This is a genomic window from Paraburkholderia agricolaris, assembly GCF_009455635.1.
Lineage (GTDB): Bacteria > Pseudomonadota > Gammaproteobacteria > Burkholderiales > Burkholderiaceae > Paraburkholderia > Paraburkholderia agricolaris.
In genome coordinates this window covers 3,850,489-3,874,422 of record NZ_QPER01000001.1, presented here as the reverse complement: position 1 = coordinate 3,874,422, position 23,934 = coordinate 3,850,489, and the positions used below count along the sequence as shown (strand labels likewise).

22 protein-coding genes are annotated in these 23,934 nt (G+C 60.5%); 16 read left to right on the top strand and 6 right to left on the bottom strand.

Annotated features, from left to right (window positions below):
* Positions 1-52 precede the first annotated feature (52 nt).
* From GH665_RS17000 to GH665_RS16970, 7 genes are all read left to right on the top strand, one after another.
* The gene (locus GH665_RS17000) at positions 53-1,474 is read left to right on the top strand and encodes a FimL-related protein (RefSeq protein ID WP_153136898.1); all 1,422 of its coding nucleotides are present in this window, start codon (positions 53-55) and stop codon (positions 1,472-1,474) included.
* A gap of 266 nt (positions 1,475-1,740) precedes the next feature.
* Positions 1,741-2,319: a YqgE/AlgH family protein gene (locus GH665_RS16995; RefSeq protein WP_025496512.1), complete on the top strand. Its 579-nt coding sequence runs from the start codon at positions 1,741-1,743 to the stop codon at positions 2,317-2,319.
* Between the two features lie 10 nt (positions 2,320-2,329).
* Positions 2,330-2,770 carry a Holliday junction resolvase RuvX gene (gene ruvX / locus GH665_RS16990; RefSeq protein WP_025496511.1) on the top strand — a complete coding sequence of 147 codons (441 nt, stop codon included), beginning with the start codon at positions 2,330-2,332 and terminating at the stop codon, positions 2,768-2,770.
* A complete protein-coding gene (pyrR, locus tag GH665_RS16985; RefSeq protein WP_153136895.1) occupies positions 2,757-3,299 on the top strand; it encodes a bifunctional pyr operon transcriptional regulator/uracil phosphoribosyltransferase PyrR in 543 nt (180 codons plus the stop codon). Before ruvX ends, pyrR begins: the two co-directional genes overlap by 14 nt.
* 57 nt (positions 3,300-3,356) lie before the next feature.
* On the top strand, positions 3,357-4,382 hold the full coding sequence (locus tag GH665_RS16980; protein ID WP_144192863.1) for an aspartate carbamoyltransferase catalytic subunit: 1,026 nt from the start codon (positions 3,357-3,359) through the stop codon (positions 4,380-4,382).
* A 14-nt stretch (positions 4,383-4,396) separates the two neighbouring features.
* Positions 4,397-5,677 carry a dihydroorotase gene (locus tag GH665_RS16975; RefSeq protein WP_153136893.1) on the top strand — a complete coding sequence of 427 codons (1,281 nt, stop codon included), beginning with the start codon at positions 4,397-4,399 and terminating at the stop codon, positions 5,675-5,677.
* Between the two features lie 37 nt (positions 5,678-5,714).
* Positions 5,715-6,575: a lysophospholipid acyltransferase family protein gene (locus tag GH665_RS16970; protein WP_153136892.1), complete on the top strand. Its 861-nt coding sequence runs from the start codon at positions 5,715-5,717 to the stop codon at positions 6,573-6,575.
* Between the two features lie 47 nt (positions 6,576-6,622).
* Here GH665_RS16970 and GH665_RS16965 read toward each other — a convergent pair whose 3' ends face one another.
* Positions 6,623-7,534 carry a symmetrical bis(5'-nucleosyl)-tetraphosphatase gene (locus GH665_RS16965; protein WP_153136890.1) on the bottom strand — a complete coding sequence of 304 codons (912 nt, stop codon included), beginning with the start codon at positions 7,532-7,534 and terminating at the stop codon, positions 6,623-6,625.
* Positions 7,535-7,758: 224 nt separating this feature from the next.
* On the opposite strand from GH665_RS16965, the gene GH665_RS16960 reads away from it, so the two are divergent.
* The 9 genes from GH665_RS16960 (at position 7,759) to GH665_RS16920 (ending at position 17,008) form a co-directional block, all read left to right on the top strand.
* Entirely contained in the window at positions 7,759-8,670 is a 912-nt protein-coding gene (locus tag GH665_RS16960; protein ID WP_153136887.1) for a GDP-mannose 4,6-dehydratase, read from the top strand.
* A gap of 262 nt (positions 8,671-8,932) precedes the next feature.
* Complete coding sequence (gene rfbB / locus GH665_RS16955) at positions 8,933-9,994, top strand: dTDP-glucose 4,6-dehydratase (protein WP_153136885.1); 1,062 nt, start codon at positions 8,933-8,935, stop codon at positions 9,992-9,994.
* A 10-nt stretch (positions 9,995-10,004) separates the two neighbouring features.
* Entirely contained in the window at positions 10,005-10,886 is an 882-nt protein-coding gene (rfbA, locus tag GH665_RS16950) for a glucose-1-phosphate thymidylyltransferase RfbA (RefSeq protein ID WP_153136883.1), read from the top strand.
* Positions 10,883-11,434, top strand: a complete 552-nt coding sequence (gene rfbC, locus GH665_RS16945; protein ID WP_153136881.1) for a dTDP-4-dehydrorhamnose 3,5-epimerase — start codon at positions 10,883-10,885, stop codon at positions 11,432-11,434. The genes rfbA and rfbC overlap by 4 nt, the downstream gene beginning before the upstream one ends.
* A gap of 12 nt (positions 11,435-11,446) precedes the next feature.
* The gene (gene rfbD, locus GH665_RS16940) at positions 11,447-12,343 is read left to right on the top strand and encodes a dTDP-4-dehydrorhamnose reductase (protein ID WP_153136879.1); all 897 of its coding nucleotides are present in this window, start codon (positions 11,447-11,449) and stop codon (positions 12,341-12,343) included.
* A 59-nt stretch (positions 12,344-12,402) separates the two neighbouring features.
* Positions 12,403-13,005, top strand: coding sequence for an NUDIX hydrolase (locus tag GH665_RS16935; RefSeq protein ID WP_153136877.1), 603 nt, complete (start codon positions 12,403-12,405; stop codon positions 13,003-13,005).
* Between the two features lie 363 nt (positions 13,006-13,368).
* Positions 13,369-14,157, top strand: coding sequence for an ABC transporter permease (locus tag GH665_RS16930; protein WP_246216233.1), 789 nt, complete (start codon positions 13,369-13,371; stop codon positions 14,155-14,157).
* A gap of 13 nt (positions 14,158-14,170) precedes the next feature.
* Positions 14,171-14,872: an ABC transporter ATP-binding protein gene (locus GH665_RS16925; protein WP_153136875.1), complete on the top strand. Its 702-nt coding sequence runs from the start codon at positions 14,171-14,173 to the stop codon at positions 14,870-14,872.
* A gap of 483 nt (positions 14,873-15,355) precedes the next feature.
* Positions 15,356-17,008, top strand: a complete 1,653-nt coding sequence (locus tag GH665_RS16920) for a Stf0 family sulfotransferase (RefSeq protein ID WP_153136873.1) — start codon at positions 15,356-15,358, stop codon at positions 17,006-17,008.
* 152 nt (positions 17,009-17,160) lie between these two features.
* Here the strand turns inward: GH665_RS16920 and GH665_RS16915 are convergent, their stop codons facing one another.
* The 5 genes from GH665_RS16915 to GH665_RS16895 are packed head-to-tail and all read right to left on the bottom strand — an operon-like array spanning position 17,161 to position 23,934.
* Entirely contained in the window at positions 17,161-18,906 is a 1,746-nt protein-coding gene (locus GH665_RS16915; RefSeq protein ID WP_153136870.1) for a thiamine pyrophosphate-binding protein, read from the bottom strand.
* 9 nt (positions 18,907-18,915) lie between these two features.
* Positions 18,916-20,817, bottom strand: a complete 1,902-nt coding sequence (locus GH665_RS16910; RefSeq protein ID WP_153136869.1) for an N-acetylneuraminate synthase family protein — start codon at positions 20,815-20,817, stop codon at positions 18,916-18,918.
* Positions 20,814-22,178 (bottom strand): GHMP family kinase ATP-binding protein, encoded by a 1,365-nt coding sequence (locus tag GH665_RS16905; protein ID WP_153136867.1) that lies wholly within the window; start codon positions 22,176-22,178, stop codon positions 20,814-20,816. Before GH665_RS16905 ends, GH665_RS16910 begins: the two co-directional genes overlap by 4 nt.
* Positions 22,178-22,867 (bottom strand): sugar phosphate nucleotidyltransferase, encoded by a 690-nt coding sequence (locus tag GH665_RS16900; RefSeq protein ID WP_153136864.1) that lies wholly within the window; start codon positions 22,865-22,867, stop codon positions 22,178-22,180. Before GH665_RS16900 ends, GH665_RS16905 begins: the two co-directional genes overlap by 1 nt.
* Entirely contained in the window at positions 22,864-23,934 is a 1,071-nt protein-coding gene (locus GH665_RS16895) for an NAD-dependent epimerase/dehydratase family protein (RefSeq protein ID WP_153136863.1), read from the bottom strand. Before GH665_RS16895 ends, GH665_RS16900 begins: the two co-directional genes overlap by 4 nt.

Sequence of the window (23,934 nt, the reverse complement as noted above, 5' to 3'; positions counted from 1 at the left end):
AGTTTCTCGTGCAGCGCCGGGCGGCGGCCCGTCAGCTTCCTGTCGCCAGCCCATGACTCTTCGATCCGCTGCACCTGATTCCTTCGATGCCTTGCCGAATCCGCGCGGCGGCGCTGTCCGTTCCGCAGAGCTGGCGCTGGCCGAAGCGCTGCTGGCGTTCGAGCAACATAGCGAGAGCACCTCGGCGTTATTGCGTGCGTCGCACGCGTTGCGCGAGGCAGGCTGGCTGAGCGCGCAGCGCTTCGCGGACGCACTGGTGCGGCTTTCGCCTTTGGCCGACGAGGAGAGTCCGGCGAACCCGGCAGACGCGGACAACGCGCGGTCCGTGTTCGGTGCGGCGTTGCGCGATTTCCGCGCGGCGCTCGAGCGTCACAATCTGCACGAGCTATCCTGCTCGCCCACTCTGTTCAGGCACTATCGCGCGCTCTGCACCCATCTGTCGGAGCACACGCCAGGTTCAACCGCCGCGTTCGAAGACCTCGCGCTGACCTCACGTCCGGTACCGCCGGTGTCGCTGCACGCTCAGCCCGTGGATCAACTGGCTCATTTGCGGGCGCGCTATGAGCGCGCGCTGCTGCCCGTGTTGCGCGCGCAGCCCGATAACAGCGGTGCCGCGCTTGCGTTCACCAATGCCGCGCTCGACGAACTGGACGCAGTCCTGTCCGAACTCGCCGGCCCGGATCCCTACGATTTCTGGCGTCTCGCCAAAGCGTGCGCGAAGGCGCTGCGCGTCAGCGGCCGCGCTACCGGAGAAGCCGACGCGCGGCGTTTCTATGCGCGCTGCAATCTCACGCTGGCCGATCACGCACGCGGCATCGAGCGCGCGCCGCGTTCGCTGGTGCGCGCGACGCTGGCGCTGCTGTGGCGCGACTACGCGCTATTCGGCGCTGCAGCGGAAGATGCCGATCAGGTCGAAGTGCTACACGACTACGGCCTGACGGTCGATTGGCATGTCGCCGGCACGCAGGCATCCGAAATGCTTTGGGAGGCGGGCGCCGTGCAGGCGCAGGCGATCAGCGCGACTCGCAGTTCGCTGACGCGTGAGCTGGGCGTGCTGACCGTCAACGCGCACGCTTATGAAGATTTCCTGCAGACGGCGGATGCGTCGATTTCGGCGCTGACCGAACACGCCCGCGCGGCCGATCAGCCCGAGAAAGCCGATCCGAGCGAAGCGCTGCAGGCGGGCGATGCCGCCTACCGGCTCGGCGCTGCCGCGTGCGCGCTGGGCCTTGGCCACGTGGCGGTGGTAGCCGACGCGCTCGGGCTGGCGTGGCGCCGCCGCGCGCATGCCGGCGTTTCCACGCCGGCAGTGCGCTCCCACGTCATCGTCGGAGCACCTGCGGCGAGCACGCTCGAGCAGGCTGCCGAGGCGTTGCGCGCGATGCTGCACAAAGTTGCTGCCGGCGTCGCGCCGACCGGCAGTAACACCGCGCTGGCCGCATTGACGCGCGCGATCGAGCAGGGCGGCGCCTGAGCGGCGGCGCAATTGGCACAATTGGCAGCCTGTCCCGTGCGCCGGCAAGCATCCTCTGCCGGCCGCCACGGGGAGCAAGGTTCGGACCCGGCGGCGCGCGCCCAGCGTGTCGCAAAACACCCCTAACGCACCGTGGACAAGGCCTGCGTGCGTGATAGAGTGCAACTTGATTCGCCGTCGATGGCTCGCGGCGCTCTTCATCGCGCACATTGCGGTCCAGCGCTCAAAGCCCGCCATCCTGCATCGTCTTTGCTAAAATTCGAACTATGTCCAAGAGTACCGATCGCATCAATCTGACCAACCAGTTCCTGATCGCCATGCCGAGCATGGCCGATCCCACGTTTTCAGGAACGGTGGTCTACCTTTGCGATCACAGTGAGCGCGGTGCGCTCGGCCTCGTGATCAACCGGCCGACCGATATCGATCTTGAAGCGCTCTTCAGTCGCATCGATCTCAAGCTCGAGATCGAACCCCTTCTTCATGTGCCCGTGTATTTCGGTGGCCCGGTGCAAACCGAGCGTGGCTTCGTGCTGCACGATCCGAAAGACGGCAATGCGTACACGTCGTCCATGTCGGTGCCGGGCGGCCTTGAAATGACCACCTCGAAAGACGTGCTCGAAGCCGTCGCGAGCGGCACCGGTCCGGAACGCTTCCTGCTCACGCTCGGTCATGCCGGCTGGGCCGCGGGTCAACTCGAGGAAGAGATTTCCAAGAACGGCTGGCTCACGGTTGAAGCCGACCCGAAAATCGTTTTCGACGTGCCTGCCGAACAACGTCTGGAAGCCGCGCTCGCGCTGCTCGGTATTTCGCTGTCGATGCTGTCGGGCGAAGCAGGTCACGCATGAAAGGTAACGTATGAGTCCGCCGGCCGGACGTGAGGCGACGCTGCTTGCGTTCGACTATGGTGAAAAGCGGATCGGCGTGGCGGTGGGCAACTCGCTCACCCGCAGTGCACGGGCGCTCGTGATCGTGCAGAACCGCAGCCGCGAATACCGTTTCGAGGCGATCGGCAAGCTGATCGCCGAATGGAAGCCGGACGCGCTGGTGGTCGGCTTGCCGATGCACCCGGACGGCACGCCGCACGAAATGACCCAACTCGCGAAGCGCTTCGGCAATCAGCTGAATGGCCGCTTCAATCTGCCGGTGACGTGGATCGACGAGCGTTATTCGTCAGTCGAAGCGAAGGCGGAAATTCGCGCCGGTAACGGCCGCGCCGACATGCTCGACGCCGAAGCCGCCAGCATTATTCTCCAGCAATATCTAGACGGACTTTCCGACGATCATGAGTTCCATTGACGCCGAAGCGCTCTACAGCGCTTTGCTCGAGCAGATTCGTGCTGCCTATGGCGACAAGCTCGGCGCCGGGCCAGACAGTGCGGAAGGCGCCGTGCTGGCCGGTATTTACAGTGGTGGCGCGTGGCTTGCCGAGCGCCTCGCGCGCGACCTGCACGTGCCGAGCTTCGGCGTAGTGAATGTCGCGCTACATCGTGACGATTACGCTAAAAAAGGCTTGCACTCGCAGGCGAGCCCGACCTCACTGCCGTTTTCCGTGGACAAGCGCCGCATCGTGCTGGTGGACGACGTGCTATACACCGGCCGCACGATTCGCGCGGCACTGAACGAACTGTACGACTACGGGCGGCCGGCATCGGTCGAACTGGCGGTGCTGGCGGATCGCGGTGGACGCGAGTTGCCGGTGGCGGCCCGCTTCGTCGGCGGCGTGGTGCAAGTGCCCGCCGAGACGACGCTCGTGCTGAGCCGCGAAGAGGGCGGCGCGCACGGCAATCAGCGTTTCACCTTTCACACCGAAGCCCGCGTCGATTGAACGCGGCTTTGCGCATCGAGCCGCATTGAGCCGCATTGAGCAATAAGCAGGTACACCATGAACACCGCCACCCAGGCCTCCCAGGATTCAGCCGAAGGCGCCACCGAGCGCTTCCGCTATGGCTTTCTGAAGGGCAATCCGCAGCTCACGAAAAACGGCGAGCTCAAACATCTGTTGTCGATCGAAGGCTTGCCGAAGGCGATCGTCAATCACATTCTCGATACCGCCGACCAGTTCGTCAGCGTGACCGATCGCGAAGTGAAGAAAGTGCCGCTGTTGCGCGGCAAGTCGGTGTTCAATCTGTTCTTCGAGAACTCGACGCGCACGCGCACGACCTTCGAAATCGCCGCGACGCGTTTGTCGGCGGACGTGCTGAATCTGAACATCAATGCTTCTTCGACGAGCAAGGGTGAGTCGCTGCTCGACACGATCAACAATCTCTCGGCGATGCATGCCGATATGTTCGTCGTGCGCCATGCGTCGAGCGGCGCACCGTATCTGATCGCCCAGCACTGCGCACCGCACGTGCATGTGATCAACGCCGGCGACGGCCGTCACGCACACCCGACCCAGGGTCTGCTCGACATGTACACGATTCGCCACTACAAGAAGGATTTCACCAATCTGCGCGTGGCGATTGTCGGCGACATTCTGCATTCGCGGGTCGCGCGTTCGGACATTCATGCGCTGACCACGCTTGGCGTGCCGGAAGTGCGCGCAATCGGTCCGCGCACGCTGTTGCCGGGTGGCCTGGAGCAGATGGGCGTGCGCGTATTCCATAACCTCGACGAAGGCCTGAAAGACGTCGACGTGATCATCATGCTGCGTCTGCAAAACGAGCGGATGAGCGGCGCGCTGCTGCCGTCGGCGCAGGAGTACTTCAAGAGTTGGGGTTTGACGCCGGAGCGCCTTGCGCTCGCCAAACCCGACGCGATCGTGATGCACCCGGGTCCGATGAACCGCGGCGTCGAAATCGATTCGCAGGTGGCTGACGGCCCGCAATCGGTGATCCTGAACCAGGTGACGTTCGGTATCGCGGTGCGCATGGCGGTGATGGGAATTGTCGCCGGCAATCACGACTAAAAATAAGGCAGCGCATGAAGATTCATATTCAGGGTGGCACGCTGATCGATCCGGCAGCGGGCACCGAACAGCAGCAGGACATTTTTATTGCGGCGGGCAAGATCGTTGCCATTGGCAACGCACCCGCTGATTTCAATGCCGCGAAGACGATCGATGCCAAAGGCCTCTCGATTGCGCCTGGTCTGGTCGACCTGTCCGCGCGCTTGCGCGAACCCGGCTACGAACACAAGGCGACGCTCGAATCCGAAATGGCCGCCGCGCTCGCGGGCGGTGTGACGAGTCTGGTGTGTCCGCCGGACACCGATCCGACGCTCGATGAACCGGGCCTCGTCGAGATGCTCAAGTTCCGCGCGCGCAATCTGAACCAGGCGCATGTGTATCCGCTCGGCGCGTTGACCGTCGGTCTGAAAGGCCAGGTCATCACCGAGATGGTTGAATTGACGGAGGCGGGTTGCATCGGCTTTTCGCAGGCCGACGTGCCGGTGGTCGACACGCAGGTGCTGATGCGTGCGCTGCAGTACGCGAAGACCTACGGCTTCACGGTGTGGCTGCGTCCGGTCGATGCCTATCTCGGCAAGGGTGGCGTGGCCGCGAGCGGCGCGCTGGCGTCGCGGCTTGGATTGTCGGGCGTGCCGGTGTCGGCTGAGACGATCGCGCTGCATACGATCTTCGAACTGGTTCGCGTGACGGGGGCACGGGTGCATCTGTCGCATGTGTCCTCGGCGGCGGGCATCGAATTGATGCGTGCGGCCAAGGCCGAAGGCTTGCCGGTGTCGTGCGACGTCACCGTGAACCATGTGCATCTGATCGACCTCGACATTGGCTACTTCGACGCGCAATTCCGGCTCGATCCGCCGTTGCGCCAGCAGCGCGATCGCGAAGCGATACGCGCGGGTCTCGTCGACGGCACGATCGACGCGATCTGCTCCGACCACACGCCGGTCGACGACGACGAAAAACTCCTGCCGTTCGCCGAAGCCACACCTGGTGCGACCGGGCTCGAGTTGTTCCTGTCGCTGACGGTCAAGTGGGCCGACGAGGCGCGCGTGCCGTTGGCCAAGGCGCTGAACCGCATCACCACGGCGCCGGCCGACGTGTTGAAGCTGGGTGCGGCGGGCCGCATCGCCGTGGGCTCGGTCGCCGATCTTTGTGTGTTCGACCGCCACGCATATTGGCGCGTTGAACCGCGCGCACTGAAGAGCCAGGGACACAACACGCCGTTCCTCGGCTATGAACTGCCGGCGCGTGTGCGCGCGACCATCGTGTCCGGTCACGTTGCATTCGAACAGCGCTAATATCCGCGGCAATGCCCAGTTACGGAAAGCTCCGACAATGAAGCTCGCGTTACGCAAAGCCCGTCTCATCGCGCATCTGCTGCACGGCATGTGGATCGTCGCGACGCGCTTTCACAAAGCCGGCGCTGAAGGGCGGCTGACACTCAATCGCGAATGGTCGCTGAAAATGCTGCGTCTATGCGGCATGCAGCTCGTCGTGCATAACGACAGCGCACGGCTCGACCGTGGCGCGCTGGTGGTCGCCAATCACATCTCATGGATTGACATCTATGTGATCAATGCGTGGCGGCCCACACCGTTCGTCTCGAAGGCCGAGATCCGGCAGTGGCCGGTGGTCGGCTGGCTGGCGCAGCAATTGGATACGGTGTTCATCCAGCGCGAGAAGCGCAGCGACGCGAAGCGCATCATGCACGAACTGTCCGACCGTCTGAGCGCGGGCGAGCTGATGTGCGTGTTTCCTGAAGGGACGACGTCGAACGGTCTGGCGCTGCTGCCGTTTCACGCGAATATGTTCCAGGCCGCCGTGTCGGCCTCGGCACCGGTGCAGCCGCTGTGCATCATGTACGAAGATGCGCAGGGCCGGCAATCCACCGCGCCTGCCTATATCGACGATCTGACGCTGGCCGACTCGCTGAATATGTTGCTGCGCGGCGGCCCGTTGACCGCGCACGTGTATGTCGGCGCGGCGCTTGCGCCGGGTGCGGACCGGCGTACGCTGGCAGCCGAGGCGGAAAGGGTGATTGCCGCGGCGTTGCGGGAGATGCAGGGCGGTGCGACGAATTCCGGTGCCGCGATCGCGGCGTCGATTTCCTCGCCTGCCGCTGCTAACGACGCCAATGCTTCCAACGCCCCGGCAGCGTTGATCGAGCCCGCCGATCGGTCCGGCCGGTCGGCTTGACCGGTCTCGCCGGTCGGTTTAGCCGGTCGGTTTAAGAAGCCGGCTTTCTAGTTGCCGCCGGCCGGCGCGCGGCAGGTCTCGCAGTCGACCTGGGTCAGCGTGCGCTCCGCGGGATTTTGCGCGAGGCGCACGGCGGAGAGCTTCTCGCCCCATACGCAGCCGGAATCCAGCCCGATCAGATTGTCGCGCAAGGTCAAACCGAGCGCGGCCCAATGGCCGAACACCATCGTCACGTCCGCGGTCTTGCGCGACGGCACGTCGAACCACGGCATGCTGCCCGGAGGGGCGGAATTCAGGCCGCCACTGCTGCTGAAATCCATTGCGCCTTCGGCATTGCAGAAGCGGATGCGCGTCAGTGCGCTGCACGTAAGGCGCAGCCGCTCGATGCCCTTGAGGCCGGGTGTCCAGCGATTCGGCTCATTGCCGTAGAGTCCCGCGAGCGTTTCCTTCCAGTTCGGCGCGCGCAGCGCCCGCTGCAACTCGTCGGCCAGCTCCATGGTCAGCGCGGCGTCCCATTGCGGCAGCACGCCCGCATGGACCATCAGCATGCCGTTATCGAAATGCGCGAGCGGACGGTGGCGGACCCATTCGAGCAGATCGGCGGCATCCGGTGCGGAAAGAATGTCGTTGATCGTGTCGCCTTTCTTCGATTTGCGGATTCCCGCCGACACCGACAGCAGATGCAGGTCGTGGTTGCCCAGCACCGGCACTGCGCGCTCTCCCAGCGCGATGATGTCGCGCAGCGTGGCGAGCGATTCGGAACCCCGGTTGATCAGGTCGCCGGCGAACCACAGCGGCGTGTCCGCGGGCGGCGCGGCTTTGGCCAGCAACTGCTGGAACGGCGTGCGGCAGCCTTGCAGGTCGCCGAAAGCGAGCGGCAGCGGGTGCGGCTGCCGGACGGCGCTGGCGGTGGCGGCAGAAGCGGTGGTGGAAGAGGTGGAGGCGGTGGAGGATGTCATCGGAAGTCGGTGCAGTTCGATACACGCGGTTACGAACAAGGCGTGCCGCGTTGGGCGGTGCAGCAAGTTAGCGTGACATAATAGCCCGTTTGAAGCACGGATATCGCAGTATGCGCCGCCCGGAGCCGCCAGCAACGGCGCTGCCCGGGGTGAGCTCAGACGTACCGCTGCCGGCGCGCGCGATATTGCACCACAACAGGATGACCCTCGTGAACGGAGAAAGCATGCCGTCTATTCATGCACAGCAACCTATCCGCACGCTCGTCACCGGGGCGAGTGGCTTCACGGGCCGCTATCTGGTCGACAACCTGCTCGGCCGCGGTCATACCGTGATTGAAACCGTGGCTGGGCGTAACGAACCGGAAACGCCGACACGCGTCAGGCTCGACATTACGTCGCCCGATATGTGCCGGCGTGTGATCGAAACCGTGCGGCCCGACTACATCGTGCATCTGGCGGCGATCAGCTTCGTAGGCCATAACGATCCGCTCGATTTTTATCGCGTCAATGTGCTCGGTACGCTGAATCTGCTGGAGGCCTGCGCAGCCGTTGGCCATACGCCCCGCAAGCTGTTGATCGCGAGCAGCGCGAACGTGTACGGCAATGTCACAAGCGATGCTATCGACGAAACGTTCCCGGTCACGCCGGTGAACCACTATGCCGCCAGCAAGGCGGCGATGGAAACAATGGTCCGGACCTGGTTCGACCGGCTGCCCATTCTGATCGTGCGGCCGTTCAACTACACCGGCCGCGGGCAGGCATCCAATTTCCTCGTGCCGAAGATCGTCGAGCATTTTGCACGGCGCGAACCGGCTATCGAACTCGGCAATATCGACGTGGCGCGCGATTTCTCGGACGTGCGCTACGTGGCGAGCGCCTATGAAGCTTTGCTCGACTCGGCGGCCGCGGCCGAAACGGTCAACGTCTGCACCGGCACGCCGTACACGCTGCGCGAGATTCTGTCGGCGGCGAGTGATCTGACCGGGCACGAGATCGAGATTCAGGTCAATCCGGCTTTCGTGCGTCAAACCGACGTGAAGATGCTGGCCGGGTCGCCAGCCAAGCTGCGTTCGCTGGTGCCGAAGGTCGAGGCCATTCCGTTTATGGATACGCTGCGCTGGATGTTGGCGGCTTAAGGAAAATTTGCGGCGGCGGATGCCCAATCGTCCTGCGCTCACCTTACAGCCAGGCGGTTCTGTCAGGCTGCTCCGGGTTGCCAGGGTTCGGGTTTTCATCGGCGCGGCTTTATAATCGTGACTCAATAAGATCGGCGTTTCAGCGTCTGTCCACGAGGGGCAGGGGTTGCCGCGGGCGTCGACACAGAGTGAACACCACAACGCGAGGTGAACGGATCAGCAGGCCGAGTTGATCCGCCACTACCATCTAGAAGGAAATTTCATGATCCTGGTAACGGGCGGTGCGGGCTTTATCGGCGCCAATTTCGTGCTCGACTGGCTCGGTACGTCGGACGAAGCGGTATTGAACGTCGACAAGCTGACCTACGCCGGCAATCTGGGCACGCTCAAATCGCAGCAGGGCAATCCTCGCCATATCTTTGTTCGTGCCGATATCTGCGATCGCACCGCGCTCGACGTGCTTTTCGCCGAGCACAAGCCGCGCGCCGTGCTGCACTTTGCCGCCGAAAGCCATGTGGACCGTTCGATTCATGGCCCGGCGGATTTTGTGCAGACCAACGTGGTCGGCACCTTTACCTTGCTCGAAGCCGCTCGTCGGTACTGGAACACGCTCGGCGAGGCCGACAAGGCCGCATTCCGTTTCCTGCATGTGTCGACCGACGAAGTGTTCGGCTCGCTGTCCGCTACCGATCCGCAATTCTCCGAAACCACGCCGTACGCGCCGAATAGTCCCTATTCGGCCACCAAGGCAGGTTCCGATCATCTGGTGCGGGCCTACCATCACACGTACGGCCTGCCGGTGCTCACCACGAACTGCTCGAACAACTACGGTCCGTATCAGTTTCCCGAGAAACTGATTCCGCTGATGATCGCCAACGCGCTTGCCGGCAAGGCGCTGCCTGTGTATGGCGACGGTCAGAATGTGCGCGACTGGTTATATGTCGGCGACCATTGCAGCGCGATCCGCGAAGTACTCGCGCGCGGCACGCCGGGCGAGACATACAACATCGGCGGCTGGAACGAAAAGAAGAACCTCGACGTTGTACATACACTGTGTGACCTGCTCGATCAACTGCGCCCGAAGGCGGGTGCCTCGTACCGCGACCAGATCACCTATGTGACCGACCGTCCGGGTCATGACCGCCGCTACGCGATCGACGCGCGCAAGCTCGAACGCGAACTCGGCTGGAAGCCGGCGGAAACCTTCGAGACCGGACTCGCGAAAACAGTTCGTTGGTATCTCGACCACCAGACGTGGGTCGACGAAGTGGCTTCCGGCGAATATCGGAAGTGGGTCGAGACGAACTACTCCCAACGGTCATAAGGGGTTCGAGATGGCGCGCAAGGGCATTATTCTCGCCGGCGGTTCCGGCACTCGCTTGTACCCGATCACGCAGGTTGTATCGAAGCAACTCCTGCCGGTGTACGACAAGCCAATGATCTACTACCCGCTGTCAACGCTGATGATCGCCGGCATTCGCGACGTGCTGATCATTTCGACACCCGAAGACACACCGCGTTTCGCGTCGATGCTCGGCGACGGCAGCCAGTGGGGAATGAATTTTCAGTACGCCGTGCAGCCGTCGCCGGACGGGCTCGCGCAGGCGTTCATCATTGGCCGCGATTTTGTGGGCAATGATCCGTCGGCGCTGATTCTTGGCGACAACATCTTCTACGGCCACGACCTCGCGACCCAGCTCGGCCACGCGAACCATCGCACCGACGGCGCAACCGTATTCGCGTATCACGTGCAGGATCCCGAACGATACGGCGTAGTCGAATTCGACAAGAATTTTCGCGCGCTGTCGATCGAGGAAAAGCCGCTCACGCCACGCTCGAATTACGCGGTCACCGGTCTTTACTTCTACGATCGCGACGTCTGCGACATCGCCGCCGACATCAAGCCGTCCGCGCGCGGCGAGCTCGAAATCACCGACGTCAATTCGACGTACCTGAAGTCGGGCAGGCTCAGCGTCGAGCTGATGGGCCGCGGCTATGCATGGCTCGATACCGGCACGCACGATTCGCTGATCGATGCGGCGACTTTTATCGCGACCTTGCAGAAACGCCAGGGCCTGGTGGTCGCGTGTCCTGAAGAGGTGGCGTTCCGTCAGCGCTGGATCGGCGCGGAACAGGTCGAGCGGCTCGCGAGACCCCTCGCGAAGAATGCCTACGGTAAATATTTGCTCAAGCTCGTTTCGGATCCTCTCGCATGAAACTCAACGTTATTCCGACTTCGCTGCCGGAAGTGAAAATCATCGAACCCAAGGTGTTTGCGGATGCCCGCGGGTTTTTCTTCGAAAGTTTCAATGCGAACGAATTTGCGCAGGCGCTCGGCGTGAACGTCGAGTTCGTGCAGGATAACCATTCGTTGTCCGCGAAGAACGTCGTACGCGGTTTGCACTATCAGCTCGTGCGGCCGCAGGGCAAACTCGTGCGCGTCGTATCGGGCGAGGTGTTCGACGTCGCGGTCGATATCCGCAAGGGCTCGCCGACTTTCGGTCAATGGGTGGGCGAGCGGCTGAGCGCGGAGAACAAGCGGCAGATGTGGATTCCGGCTGGCTTCGCGCATGGCTTCGCCGTGTTGTCGGAGCAGGCCGAGTTCCTCTACAAGACGACCGACTACTGGTTTGCGGAACACGAGCGCTGCATGCGGTGGGATGATCCGCAGATTGGGATCGAATGGCCGCTCGACGGTGAAGCGCTACTGGCCACGAAAGACGCTGCCGCGCCGCTTTTGGCCGACGCCGAATTGCCGGACTGAGGGAGGCGGGCCATGAGCGAGCAGCGCGTCGTATTGCTGACCGGCACCAACGGTCAGGTCGGTTTCGAATTGCAACGCAGTTTGCAGGGGCTGGGCAAAATCGTTGCGCTCGATCGCAGCCGGTTGGACCTGCGCGACCCGCAGCAGATTCGCGAGGTTGTGCGCGCAACCAAACCGGCGTTGATCGTCAACCCGGCCGCGTACACGGCGGTCGACGCAGCGGAATCCGACGTGGCGGGTGCTACGCAGCTCAACCTCGACGCACCTCGTGTGCTGGCCGAAGAGGCGAAGCGGCTTGGCGCTGCGCTTGTCCACTATTCAACCGACTACGTGTTTGACGGAAAGAAGGCCACGGCGTATGTCGAAGACGATGAGCCGAATCCGCAGAATGTGTACGGGCGCACCAAGCTCGAGGGTGAACAGGCGATTATCGAGTCGGGTTGCGCGCATCTGATTTTTCGCACCAGTTGGGTCTACGGAACACGCGGCAAAAACTTCCTGTTGACCATGCTGCGCCTCGGCGCGGAGCGCAGCGAGCTAAGCGTGGTGGCCGACCAGTATGGCGCCCCCACATGGGCGAATACTATTGCGGCCCTGACTTCAAACGTGCTTGCGCAGACGGCAGCGCTACGGGCGGGAGATTGGGACGACTGGTGGTCGTCGTATTCAGGCGTCTACCATTTGACCGCTTCGGGCGAGACGTCCTGGTATGGGTTCGCGCAGGCTATTTTCGAGCTGTCCGGTCTGGCCGCGAAACCTCGAGTCATGCCGCTGCCCGCCGCGTCCTATCCCACTGCTGCCGCGAGACCGGCCAATTCGCGTCTTTCGAATGACAAGCTTGCGAGCACATTCGGCGTTCGTGCGCCGGACTGGCGCGATGCGTTGAGTCTTTGCATGGCGGCGCGGTGAGTGCCGTACAGGCAAACGTCGGTGCACCGCTTACTCAAATCTGAGGCAGGAGCAGGAAGATGTCAGACCGCGAGCGTATTCGTGTGACGGCCAGAGAAACGTTGTCGAATGAACGGCGGCGGCTGGAGAAGCTGACCTACGAATATGACCGTAGCGACGGCAGCACGCAACTGCTCACCAACGAGATATACAGCGTGAACGACGGTGCCGCCGGGCTGCTCTATGACGTTGCGCGCGGTACCGTGGTGCTGGTGCGGCAATTCCGTTTGCCTGCCTACCTGCAGGGTTCGAGCGGATTTACGCTCGAGGCGGCAGCCGGTTTTCTGGACGGCGCTTCGCCGGAAGATCGTGTACGCGAAGAGATCATGGAGGAAGCCGGCTATCGCGTGTCTTCGGTAAAGAAGGTGTGCGAGGCGTTGATGGTGCCGGGTTGCGTGACCCATACGGTGTACGGTTTCGTCGCGCCGTATACGCCGGAAGACAAGATCGCGGCCGGCGGCGGCCTGCTGGAAGAGGGTGAGGATATTTCGGTGGTCGAACTATCGATCGACGAAGCGTTGCGGATGATTGAGAGCGGCGAGATTGTGGATGGCAAAACGATCATTCTGCTGCAGTATGCGGCGCTGCATTTGTTCCGGAGTGGGCAGGATGTGGGCTCTTAACCCGCAACGCCCTGCAACGCACGGTAAGTTGCTTCGATTGTTAGACGCGAAGGCGGCTCCGGTTCGCGCCGACCGCGACGCGTTGACAAGGTGATATATGTGCGGGATACTCGCCGGGCTATAATTTTGGGGATTGCTTCTTTCAGTGTGTCCCCCGTTTCAGGCCTTCAGGGCGGTTCGTCGAAGTGATAAGCCTCGCTGAGCCCGCGGCAAGAACGATGAGCAGAGGAGCGCAGTCGCCACCTGCAGCAGGGTAGTGCAGGCGGCTGATTTCAATGTGTGGCGAATGGCGCCACACTCTGTTTGCTCCATTCCCAGTTGAACAAATACAGTCCAGCGGACTGATCTTTCGAGTCGTCGAGTGTGAAGTATTTGAACGCCGTAAATGATGTCCGGGATGGTTTGCGTAGCCGCGAGTTGTGGCTCGCGCTCGGCATGCAGGATATCCGCCAACGCTATCGCCGCTCGCTGCTGGGGCCGTTCTGGCTGACGATCAGTATGGGTGTGATGATCGGCGCCATGGGGCCGCTGTACGGGTCGCTGTTTGGATATAACGCTGCGTCCTTTATCCCGCACCTGGCACTCGGATTGATTTTCTGGGGCTTTATTGCCGGACAGATCGGCGATTTCGGAGAAGCGTTTTCGAATTCGACGAATTACCTGCGGCAAATGAAGCTGCCGCTCTCGATGTTCGTGCTTCGAGTGATGTACCGGCACTCGATCATCCTTGCTCACAACATCATCGTTTTTGTCGTCATCTGGGCGATTTTGCCGGTCCATTTGAATGCGAGCCTGTTGGTTTTGCCGTTTTCCATACTCCTCGTGCTAGTCAATCTTTTTTGGATTGGCATTATCACGAGTATCTTTTGCACGCGGTATCGCGACATGCAGCCGGTGATCGGTAATCTGGTGCAGGTCATGTTCTTCGTGACGCCCATTATCTGGAAAGCTGAGCAGTTATCCCCCGAGCGGCAACACCTGATTCACCTCAATCCGTTCTTCTACCTTCTGGAACTTTTGCGTGAACCCTTGCTTGGTATGATGCCGGCGCCTGATATCTGGATTCGGGCCACGGGAATGGCGGTGGTTGGAACCGCATTGGCGCTGTATATGCTCGGCAAGTGCCGGCATCGCGTTACATACTGGCTTTAAAGGGAGCGTTCGAATGCATATCTCTCTTGAGAACGTGAGCGTACGCTTTCCCATTTACGACGCGAAGCAGCGGTCGTTCAAGCGTGCAGTGATGGCAGCCGCGACCGGCGGCCAATTTGTTGGCAAGTCAGGGCACACTGTTGTTGAGGCGCTGCACGAGATTAATCTGGAGATCGCCGAGGGTGATCGGGTCGCGCTGCTTGGCGGTAACGGGGCGGGCAAAACGACCTTGCTGCGAGTGCTTGCCGGCGTGTACCACCCCGAGGAAGGCACCGTTCAGGTAAAGGGCCGTGTCACCAGCTTGCTGGACTCTATGCTCGGTATGGATCTGGAATCCACCGGCTACGAGAACATGTATCTGCGCGGACTGTTTCTTGGCCTCAAGGCCAAGCAGATCGCGGCATTGTCGGATGAGATCGCTGAATTCAGTGAGCTTGGCGATTTCCTGAACGTGCCCGTGCGTACCTATTCATCGGGTATGACACTGCGTCTCGCCTTTTCGATTTCGACTATTATCAAGCCCGAAGTTTTGCTGATGGACGAATGGATGAGTGTCGGCGACGAACACTTCAAGCACAAAGCCGAGCAACGTCTCGAACAGTTCGTGAGCGATGCCGGCATCCTCGTGATTGCAACGCATGATCACGGTCTGGCAGAGCGGCTTGCGAATCGCCGTATCACGATGGAACACGGTAGGATCGTTTCCACTTCCTGACGCACGAGCTGTTCCCGCCCGCTTGCGCTCGTATAGCCGCAACTCGATGTCTGGTGGACGACGAGCGATTGCCGGCTATACGGCCTTTCCTTGCGTGAGATTGGGGCTATTCCGGCAACTTTCCACGGAATAGCTGATCCGTTGTTTGGATTTTGACCACCTGCGGTGCAACGATCCCACTTTATGGCCAGCAACGCGCTTGCATAAAATTCCCGCAGATTATTTATTATCTGCAGTTGTAACGGAAAATTAATTCGGGTTGCCGACCTCCGGCACTTTGAGCAAACTTCTCCTATTGGCACACGTTCGTTGCTCCGACGCACGGAACTCGTGCGTAACCGGCGGGCAAAGGGATGGCCGACTCCAAAACCCATTGCGTTCGCACACGTCGCCCGATGCAGTTCACTCGCATCCCGCCGAGGCCGCCGTCTATTGGCCAAGAGATTTTGAAAAATTAGAAATTTGCTTCGAGGTAAACTGGAAATGCACAACGCAAACCTGCTCCCGAGTTCGTCAGAAACGCTTCTAACTCAGTATGGAGAGAAGGTCGGGGATTATTTTTTTGCGCCGCTCCGAAAATATACCTTCACGGAACAAGGGATCAAACGCTGGTATGCGTGGACGCTGGCCGGCCGTCCAAACGAAGGAACGGGTTTCGCGGCTGCCAATCTGGGATCTGGGACCACTGTCTATGAGCACGTTCCCGTTCCGCCTAACCGGGTCGTCCTTGTTTCCCATTCCTTCGAGACAATGGCTGCCCGGGTCCATATCGCGTCTCCGGGTACCTATTTCATAGCGGTATCTTTTGTTCCTGTTGTTTTTGAGGGCGAATATACCGTCTCGGTTTGTGCAAATGGCAAACGCCTTTGGGACGACCGTATATCAAATACTGAAGCGAATCCTCAATATTCTGTATTTTTGCGCTTCACGTCGCCGGGGTTTGTCGACTTCGCGATAAACGCTGAAAAGGCCGGGCAGACGGTTCCATGCCGCGCGTTTCTCCAGTACGGTGTCGCGCAATGCGATGATGCAACAGGCCAGCTGACACTCCGATGTGACGACCGTGCTTCTGGTTTGGATGAGAGTCGGATAGTCCAGCTTCACTCGGAAACGGCCTTTCACCCAATTGACCTTCACGCTCCGCAAGTCAGCGTTGCAGATCGGGTTGAAATATTGGAGAAGGAGTGGACGCTGTCTATTGAGTATATAAAATCGCAATATCAACGAACGCCAAAAGAACTGGTCGAGACTTTCTTAAAGAACAATCAGGAAGCTGCGCTGAAGTATTGCATCTTCATGGTTCCCCGTTCGGGATCTACACTTCTAACGGAACTTCTGGCTAGCACTCGCAAGCTTGGATTTCCTGGTGAGTCTTTTGTCCCGGATGTGGTCAGGACATTTTCGCTCGCATTCTCCGACGTTTTTTCTTCCTATGACGAATTTCTTGTCTCCAGGCATCGTTCCGAGAACGGCGTATATGGGATCGAGATTGAGTCGGAGCGCTTCGTGCAGGAGCCGGAATTTTTCTCCGACGTCAAAGATTGGCGCCATGTTTACATCTGGCGAGAAGATGTCCTTGCCCAGGCGATTTCCTATCAGATATCGATCGACACAGGCGTCTGGCACAATTTCTCAGGTTCGCCTCAGGACGAGAAATTCCGCTATATATCGAGAGCGACGCTTATTGAGAAGGTCAATTTTCTCCTGGGCGTAGAAAAGTTTTTCCTGAGCTTCTTCAGTGAACACAATATCTCTCCATACAAGCTTTCTTACGAAGATCTCGTTGCCGATCCGGTTGGGCATGCGCGTCGTATTGCCGAGCATATCGGAATTGATACGTCCAGCCTGAGTATCGTGAATGAGGGAAAGGTCGTGCTGCAGCCCACGGCAAAGGCGCGCAACTCGTATCACAAGGCGCTTGTCATTGGTGGCGAAGGGGAACTGTGGGGCTATGACATCCACGAAGCGGATGGCCAATACATGGCAGTGCTTCATGGCGTCGACCTCTCGTTGCTGGACACAACGGTTCAACGTGCTCCTCTGCTGTTTCTGTCGAGCGACAGAACGGAGCTATGCAACGACGTGCAGCGCTACGTGATGCGGCACATGTCTTCGTTGTCGCCCGTCGAGGTCTAGGCGGCAACTGAGCTGGCGCTGGTCAGCCGGTGAGCAAAGGGATGCGGCTCTGCCGTTCCCTAGGCATGCCGGCCAGATCGGCACGCTATTCACTGTCTGAAACTGTCCCCACCAGAGCGAGAGGCTGCCCGGTGGGGACACGGAACATCCGCTTATCGCGCCCAGGTGACGTCCGCGATGTCCGTCGAGTAAGGCTTGCCGTTCTCGTCGAACTTCGTGGTCACGGACGGGCCGCGATAGCCGTCTTCCTCGACGGATACGTCAATCAAACGCCGCGGTGCGCCGCTGTTCAGGCTCGCTTCGAGTTGTGCCAGGGTGTCGCACTTCTCGTAAGGCAGGCCAGCCAGCTTGGCCAGCAGTTCGAACTGGAGTTCATACAAACCGGACGTTGCCGAGGCGCCGAACTCCTTGCCGAACGCACGCGCCTGCGACTTGATGATCGATTGATAACCGCGGTTGTTCAGCACGATGATCGTCAACGGCAGATCCGGATTCGCAGCCAACGTGAACAGTTCCTGAACGTTCAGCAGCAGTCCACCGTCACCTTCCAGGCACACCACGGGCTGTTTCAGCGCCGCAACGGCGCCCACGGCGGTCGGCAAGCCCAGACCCATGGAACCGAGCACGTGGCCTGCCCAGGCGAAGCTGGCGCCTTCCGTCGGCTTAAAGAAGCGCGCAATGCCTTCAATTGCGTATCCGGACGCGGTCGGCACCACGTACTTTCCTACGCGGGAAGCCGAGAGGACATTCGAGATCTGGTAGGTGGTCAGTCGGGGCGTGCCGAAAGCGGCTTGCTCGTCTTCACGATCCTTGGCGAGCAAGGTTTTGCAATGCGCCAGCCAGTCTTTCGTATCGATTGCAGGAGCACGCACCAGCAGAGCATCTACAACGCCGGCGACATTGTCGTTGAAGAACGTGGTGTTCGGCAGGCCTGCATTCTTGGCAATTTCTTTCTCGTCCAGCTCCACGACAATCCGGCGTGCATTTTTGCCGTAGTTGGCCGGATTGAATGCCGTGGTCAACAGATCGAGGCGCGTGCCGAGGAAGACGACATAGTCGGCCGACTGCATGATCTGGTTCGAATGCGTCGGGGCCAAGCCGCCGGCGCAACCGAAGTTCAACGGGTGATCGTGTGCCAACAGATCGAAGCTGGCCCAGGTGAACAGCGTGGGGACGCCAATCTTCTCGACCAGCTCCTTGATCGACGCGCGGGAAATGCCGGCGATACGCAACGCATTGCCCACTACCAGCACCGGCTTGCGCGCGGTTTGCAGACCCTCGATGATCGCCGAGACTGCGGCCTCGGGAATCTCGTGATCCTTGTGCACGGCTGCGGCGATCAATGCAGCGATTTTCTCGAGACGGGCTTCGGCGTCGGGGACAACCTCGGCTTGCACGTCAAGCGGGATGTCGATGAACACCGGGCCCTTACGGCCCGTGACGGCTTGAGCCAGATTCGCCGCCAGCGTTGCGTCGTCGACCTCTGACGGCTGGTAACGGAACGCGCATTTCGTGACCTGCTGCATCAATTCCAGATGCGGCGTTTCTTGCGCCCCGCGGCTGCGGACGCCATGCGCGTTGATGTCAGCCCGCTTGACCTGCCCGGCGAGCACGAACATCGGCACCGAGTCGTAGTAGGCGGAAGCCACCGACGTGATGGTGTTCGTCACGCCAGGACCCGATGTGACGATCGCGAGACCCGGGACGACGTAGTCTTTCGCTTTTGCGTAGCCGTCCGCAGCGGCGGCGACTGCCTGCTCATGATTGCAGTAGATCATCCGCAGGGCGGACTCGTCCGCCGCGCGATTGATGTGCATCGCCATGCCGCCGGTCAAGCAAAATGCGGTATCCGTGCCCAGTTTCTGGATGTTCGAAAGAATAAATTCAGCGACGTTCATTGTGGCGTTCTAGTTGAGCTTGGTGAGGAAGTCCAGCGCGTGCCAAAAGCCGGCGCCGTGGTCTTTGTGGCCTTGCCACACTTCGGGGATGAAGCTGACGGACGGGTATGCCGAGACCTTCTTCCAGGTTTCAGGCCAGTTGACGTCGCCAGTGCCGATCACAACGCCTTCGCCGTTGACGCCAAGCGCATCGGCCACGTGCAGGTGCGCGCTGTGCGGCAACAGCTTCGCCAATGCATCCTGGAAGTCGAGTCCGAAATGACTGCAGGTCATTTGCAGATGCGACAGGTCGGTGCAATAGCGCAGCTTGAGTTCCTTCGCTTTCTCAGCCAGCTCGTCCGGCATCATGAAGATGTTCTGGTGACGCTGCCCGCCGAAATGCCAAGGGAACGGCGCCATGTTCTGCGGCGTCAGTTCGGTGGAGCCGAAGTCGATCTTCGCGCACGATTCGGCGAAGCGGTTATACAGCTCGGCGCGATGCGCAAGCGGGAAGGGCGCATCCATCGAAAAGCCGCCGACGTTCGCCACGATCAATGCCGAATCCGCTGCGGGGAAGAAGCTGCGCATCTCCTCGGTCGCCTCGACCACCCGCTTGAGGTTGTCGATGGAGCGTTGACGGTAGGCCAGATCATCCGAGGTCAGATCGAGCAACTCGCTGTTCTCGAACAGTTCGGGCGCGTGAACGACCAGACGCTTGCAGTCAACCTGCTTAAGATAATTAGCCGGCTTCAGCGACAGGTCACGATATGACAGATGGAACTCATAGAGGTCCGGATCGATCATGGCGACGTATTGCTCGAAATCGTGATAGCGAACCGGCACCCCCCAATATCCCGGGAACTGGTATGAGCGCTTCACCGTTTTCTGGCCGGTCAGGTCGCCTTCATACAGGAAGTCGCCGATACGGATATCACGATGCGCGACCTTACCGAGCAGATCGGGCAGGCGGTACGGTGCCAGACCTTGACCGGGACTTGCGACACGCAGGCTTTCCTCGGTGAAGGTTTCGCCCTGCTTGATGGCGCGCGCGGCGATGACGCTCTTGCTCAGGTTTTCGCGATTGAGTAGCTCACCCTGGCTGGCTTGCCGGCCAGGACCTGTCCAGGGCAGTGCCTGATCGACCTGGCGAATGCCGTCGACCAGCGCCTTGAATTCGGCCGGTTCGAGACTCGCAGCGTGATCGGGACCTTCCATGTTGCGGTCGAGCGTGATGTGCCGTTCGACCACCTTTGCGCCCAGGGCCACGGCGGCAATGGTCACCGCCGTGCCGCGTTCGTGACCGGAATAGCCAATTACGCTGTGAATTTCCTGCAGGCGCTTGATGTAGCCGAGATGAATGTCGGCTTCCGGAGCGGGATAGGTGCTATTGCAATGAAGCATCGCAAACGGCACGCCCAGACTCTTGACCAGTTTCGCCGCGGCCTCGATTTCGGGCTCGAGCGACATGCCGGTGGAGAGGATCAGCGGCTTGCCCAGGCTGGCCGCTTTGCGGATCAGATAGGGGTTCGTCAGGTCGGCCGATGCGAGCTTGAGTGCCGGCACGTCGAATCCTGCCAGCACGTCGACGCTGGGTTCGTCCCACGGCGTGCACATATAGGTGATGTTCTTCTGCGCGCAATATTCGCGCAGTTCCCGGTGCTCGTCGTTCGTCAGCTCGACCTTGTTCAGCAGGTCCTGAATGTACTCGACACCCAGATCCTCGGAGCCCTCGGCCCCTGGAGCCGTTCGATAGAGCGCAGCGCGGTTTCTGATCTGAAACTTGACGCAATCCGCACCGGCGTCGATCGACGCATCCACCAGTTCTTTCGCCAGTGCCAGGCTGCCGTTGTGATTGTTGCCGATTTCAGAGATCACGAACGTGCGTGGGCCCCCGACAGTAAAATCGCCAATCTTGAATGTCGATTCGTTCATGCTACTTTGGTTCTCCACGAAGTTACGCCTTCTTGTTCGAAACGGACGGTGCTCAATGTGCAGCCCAGTGATTTGAGCTTGGCCGACACCGAAGCGCGGTGGCGCGGTTGTACATAGAACAGGAAGAAGCCACCGCCGCCCGCGCCCAGCAACTTGCCGCCCAGCGCGCCGGCATCCAGTGCCGCCTGGTAGATCGCGTCCAGGGCGTTACCGCTAATTGCGCTCGACAGGCCATGTTTGATTGTCCACGCCTCATGCAGGCTGGTGCCGAAATCATTGAGGTCGCCGCGAATCAGGTGTTTGTGCATGCGCCGGCAAAGGTCCACCATATCGAGCAACTGCTGGTTGCGGTCGACCTTGTTGAAGTCTTCACGCTGCTGCTCGTGGATCTTGCCGGAGTTGTGCTCAATGCCGGTATTGCACAGTATCAGGCATTCTTCCAGCTCGTGGCCGATCGCGGACTCGAGGCGCAGCGAATGAACCATGTTGCGCTTGCCGTCGAATTCGATCAGGTTGAAGCCGCCGAACGCCGAGGCATATTGATCCTGCCAGCCACCGGAAATCGCGAAGCAGAGCCGCTCGGCCTGGAACGCGAGTTCGGCGATTTCATAGGTGCTCCATTTATCCAGCCGCAGTTCGTTAAACGCGGCTACGACGCTTGTTGCCACGGCGGACGAGCCGCCGAGGCCGGAGCCTACCGGGAAGTCGGAATGCACAAACAGATCGAAGCCGAAGTCCGGGCGGATCACCGACACCACGGAGGACAGAAGCCCCTTATCCAGGCTGTCCAGCAGACTGCGCAGCGTCGGATAGTGCTCGTGGCGATCGATATCATGCGAGATGATATTGATTTCCGGTCCTGCGGACGGAATCAGCGTGGCGTGCGCGTACAGTGCGATCGATGCATTCAGAACGACACCGCCGTTCTTCATGAAGTAATAGGTGAGGTCGGTCCCGCCGCCGGAGAAGCTGATACGCACTGGCGCCCTTGCGCGCGACAGCACCGCCACTTCCTTCGCTGGCGGGAAAAAATCCGGAGTAGCGAATTCGACGAGCTTGCCATGCGGATCGAGCAGAGGAACCGCGTTATAGCCCAGATCGAATAGCTTCAATAGTTCTTCGCGCGAAGTCCCGTGAGGCAGCGCATGGAATTTGCGATTCATGCATTCGCGAACCGGGGTCGACGTTTGGCCGCCGTTCACCAGGAAGCGCCGCAGGTCACCATTGGTGAGTACGCCTACCAATACCTCATCTGCGTCGACCACCAGTGCGATCTGGGTCGGGCCGCGCTCGATGGCTGCAATCGCATCCACGACGGGTTGATTGTGGTTTACGACAAGATTTGTGAAATGATCTTTCATTACAGTTTCTGCACACCTTGTTCGCGAATGAATTTCAGGCTGTCAGGCGTGCCGATATCCAGGAAAGGACCCTCATACACCTGCGCCGTCAGAAGCTGCTGCGAGATCAGCGCTGGAATGATGTCCTGTTCCATCGATAACGTCTCGACAGGGAAGGTGGTGAGATGGCGAGTATGCAGACCGTAAACGCCGGCGCTGATCAGACCCGGGCCGATCTTGCCTTTTTCGGTCACGGCTTGAACCCGGCGATTCTCATCCATTTGCACCGCGCCGTACCGCTCGCAATCGTCAATCGGCGTGACGACGATCACGGGCGGCGCAGCCTCCGCCGCGCTTTGATAGGCGCTGGCATCAAGATAGGTGTCCGCATTAAGGGCGATAAACGGACCTTCATACTGAAGCTGGGACAGCGCGTACAGCACGGCGCCACCCGTTCCCATCGCAGAAGGCTCGCGCACGATTGCTACGTTCCGTGCGGGGTCGGCGGGTAGATCCGCCACGACGCTTTCCACCTGCTCAGACTGGAAGTGAGTACAAAAAACGAGGTCACGAATGCCGGCTTTCGCAAGCTGTTCGATGACGTAATAAAGGAAGGGGCGCCCGTCGATATCGACCACTGCCTTTTGCGATGCTCCGATCACACTACGCAGGCGGCTACCCAATCCTCCACACAGTATCAATGCTTTCATGAGTTCTTCGAAGACCAAAGGGCAGTGTTGTGAATCGCCAGCGGCAACGGAGTCCAAACGTCCAGGCCGAGCCGTTCGCGGGCCTGGTCGATTGACGGGACGTAGCGATTGCCGGCGCCGGGGCTATTGCTGGCACCTTCGACAACGACAGTCTTCTCCGGTGCCAGCGACGCAATGACCTGGCGCGCCAGTTCCGCGATCGTGACTTCCTGATCAGAACCGACGTTGTAAATTTCCCGGTTCTGTCCGTTTGACAGCAGGCGCATCAGCCAGACAGCAAGATCGGCCGCGTAAAGATAGGAGCGAACGCCCTTGCCATCGCCGCGAATGACGATCCGCTCCTGCGTGAGCGCGTCGCGGATGAAGTTGCCGATCGCAAAGTGGCCGTCCAGCGGCAGGCCCGCGCCAACGAATGCGAAGCATCGGGCGATGACCACGTCGCACTCGTTCTCATGTGCATGGATCGCCCCGAGGAGCTCCATGACGCGCTTGCCTTCGCCGTAGGCGCTCCCCAGGTCCATCGTCGAGGGCGCGGTTCTCAAAGATTCGAGCAGACGAGGTGTCTCGACTGCTTGTCCGCCATAGGCGCCGCCGGAACTCACCAGCAGGATGCGCTTTGCGTGGCAGGCCTTGGCGCAAGCAAGAATGCGTTCAGTGCCGCGCACGATAGAGTTCAGCAGCAGGCCCGGCGATCTCCCGGCGGCTGCGGATGTATCGGTTGCCGCATGAATGACGCAATCGACGGTTGCCTCGGGAAAGGTGAAATCCTGGATGTCGCCGGTGATCCACTGCAACCACTCGGCGCCTTCGATCCAGGGATGCCTCGCCTGAAAATTCCGCGGGTTGCGCGAAATGGCAAGCACGCGGAACTGAACGTCACGCGTCTTTTGCATCCATGCGAACAGCGCAAGTATCCACATGCCGAAAAAACCGGTCGCGCCGGAGACCAGGATGGTTTTGCCGGCGAAATCCTGGCTGTCGATGTGCTGCGCCAACCTTGCAAAGTCGGCGCTGGCTATCTCCAGAAACGGCTTTTGCGAAGCGTGCATGTCATCGCGCGACGTCAT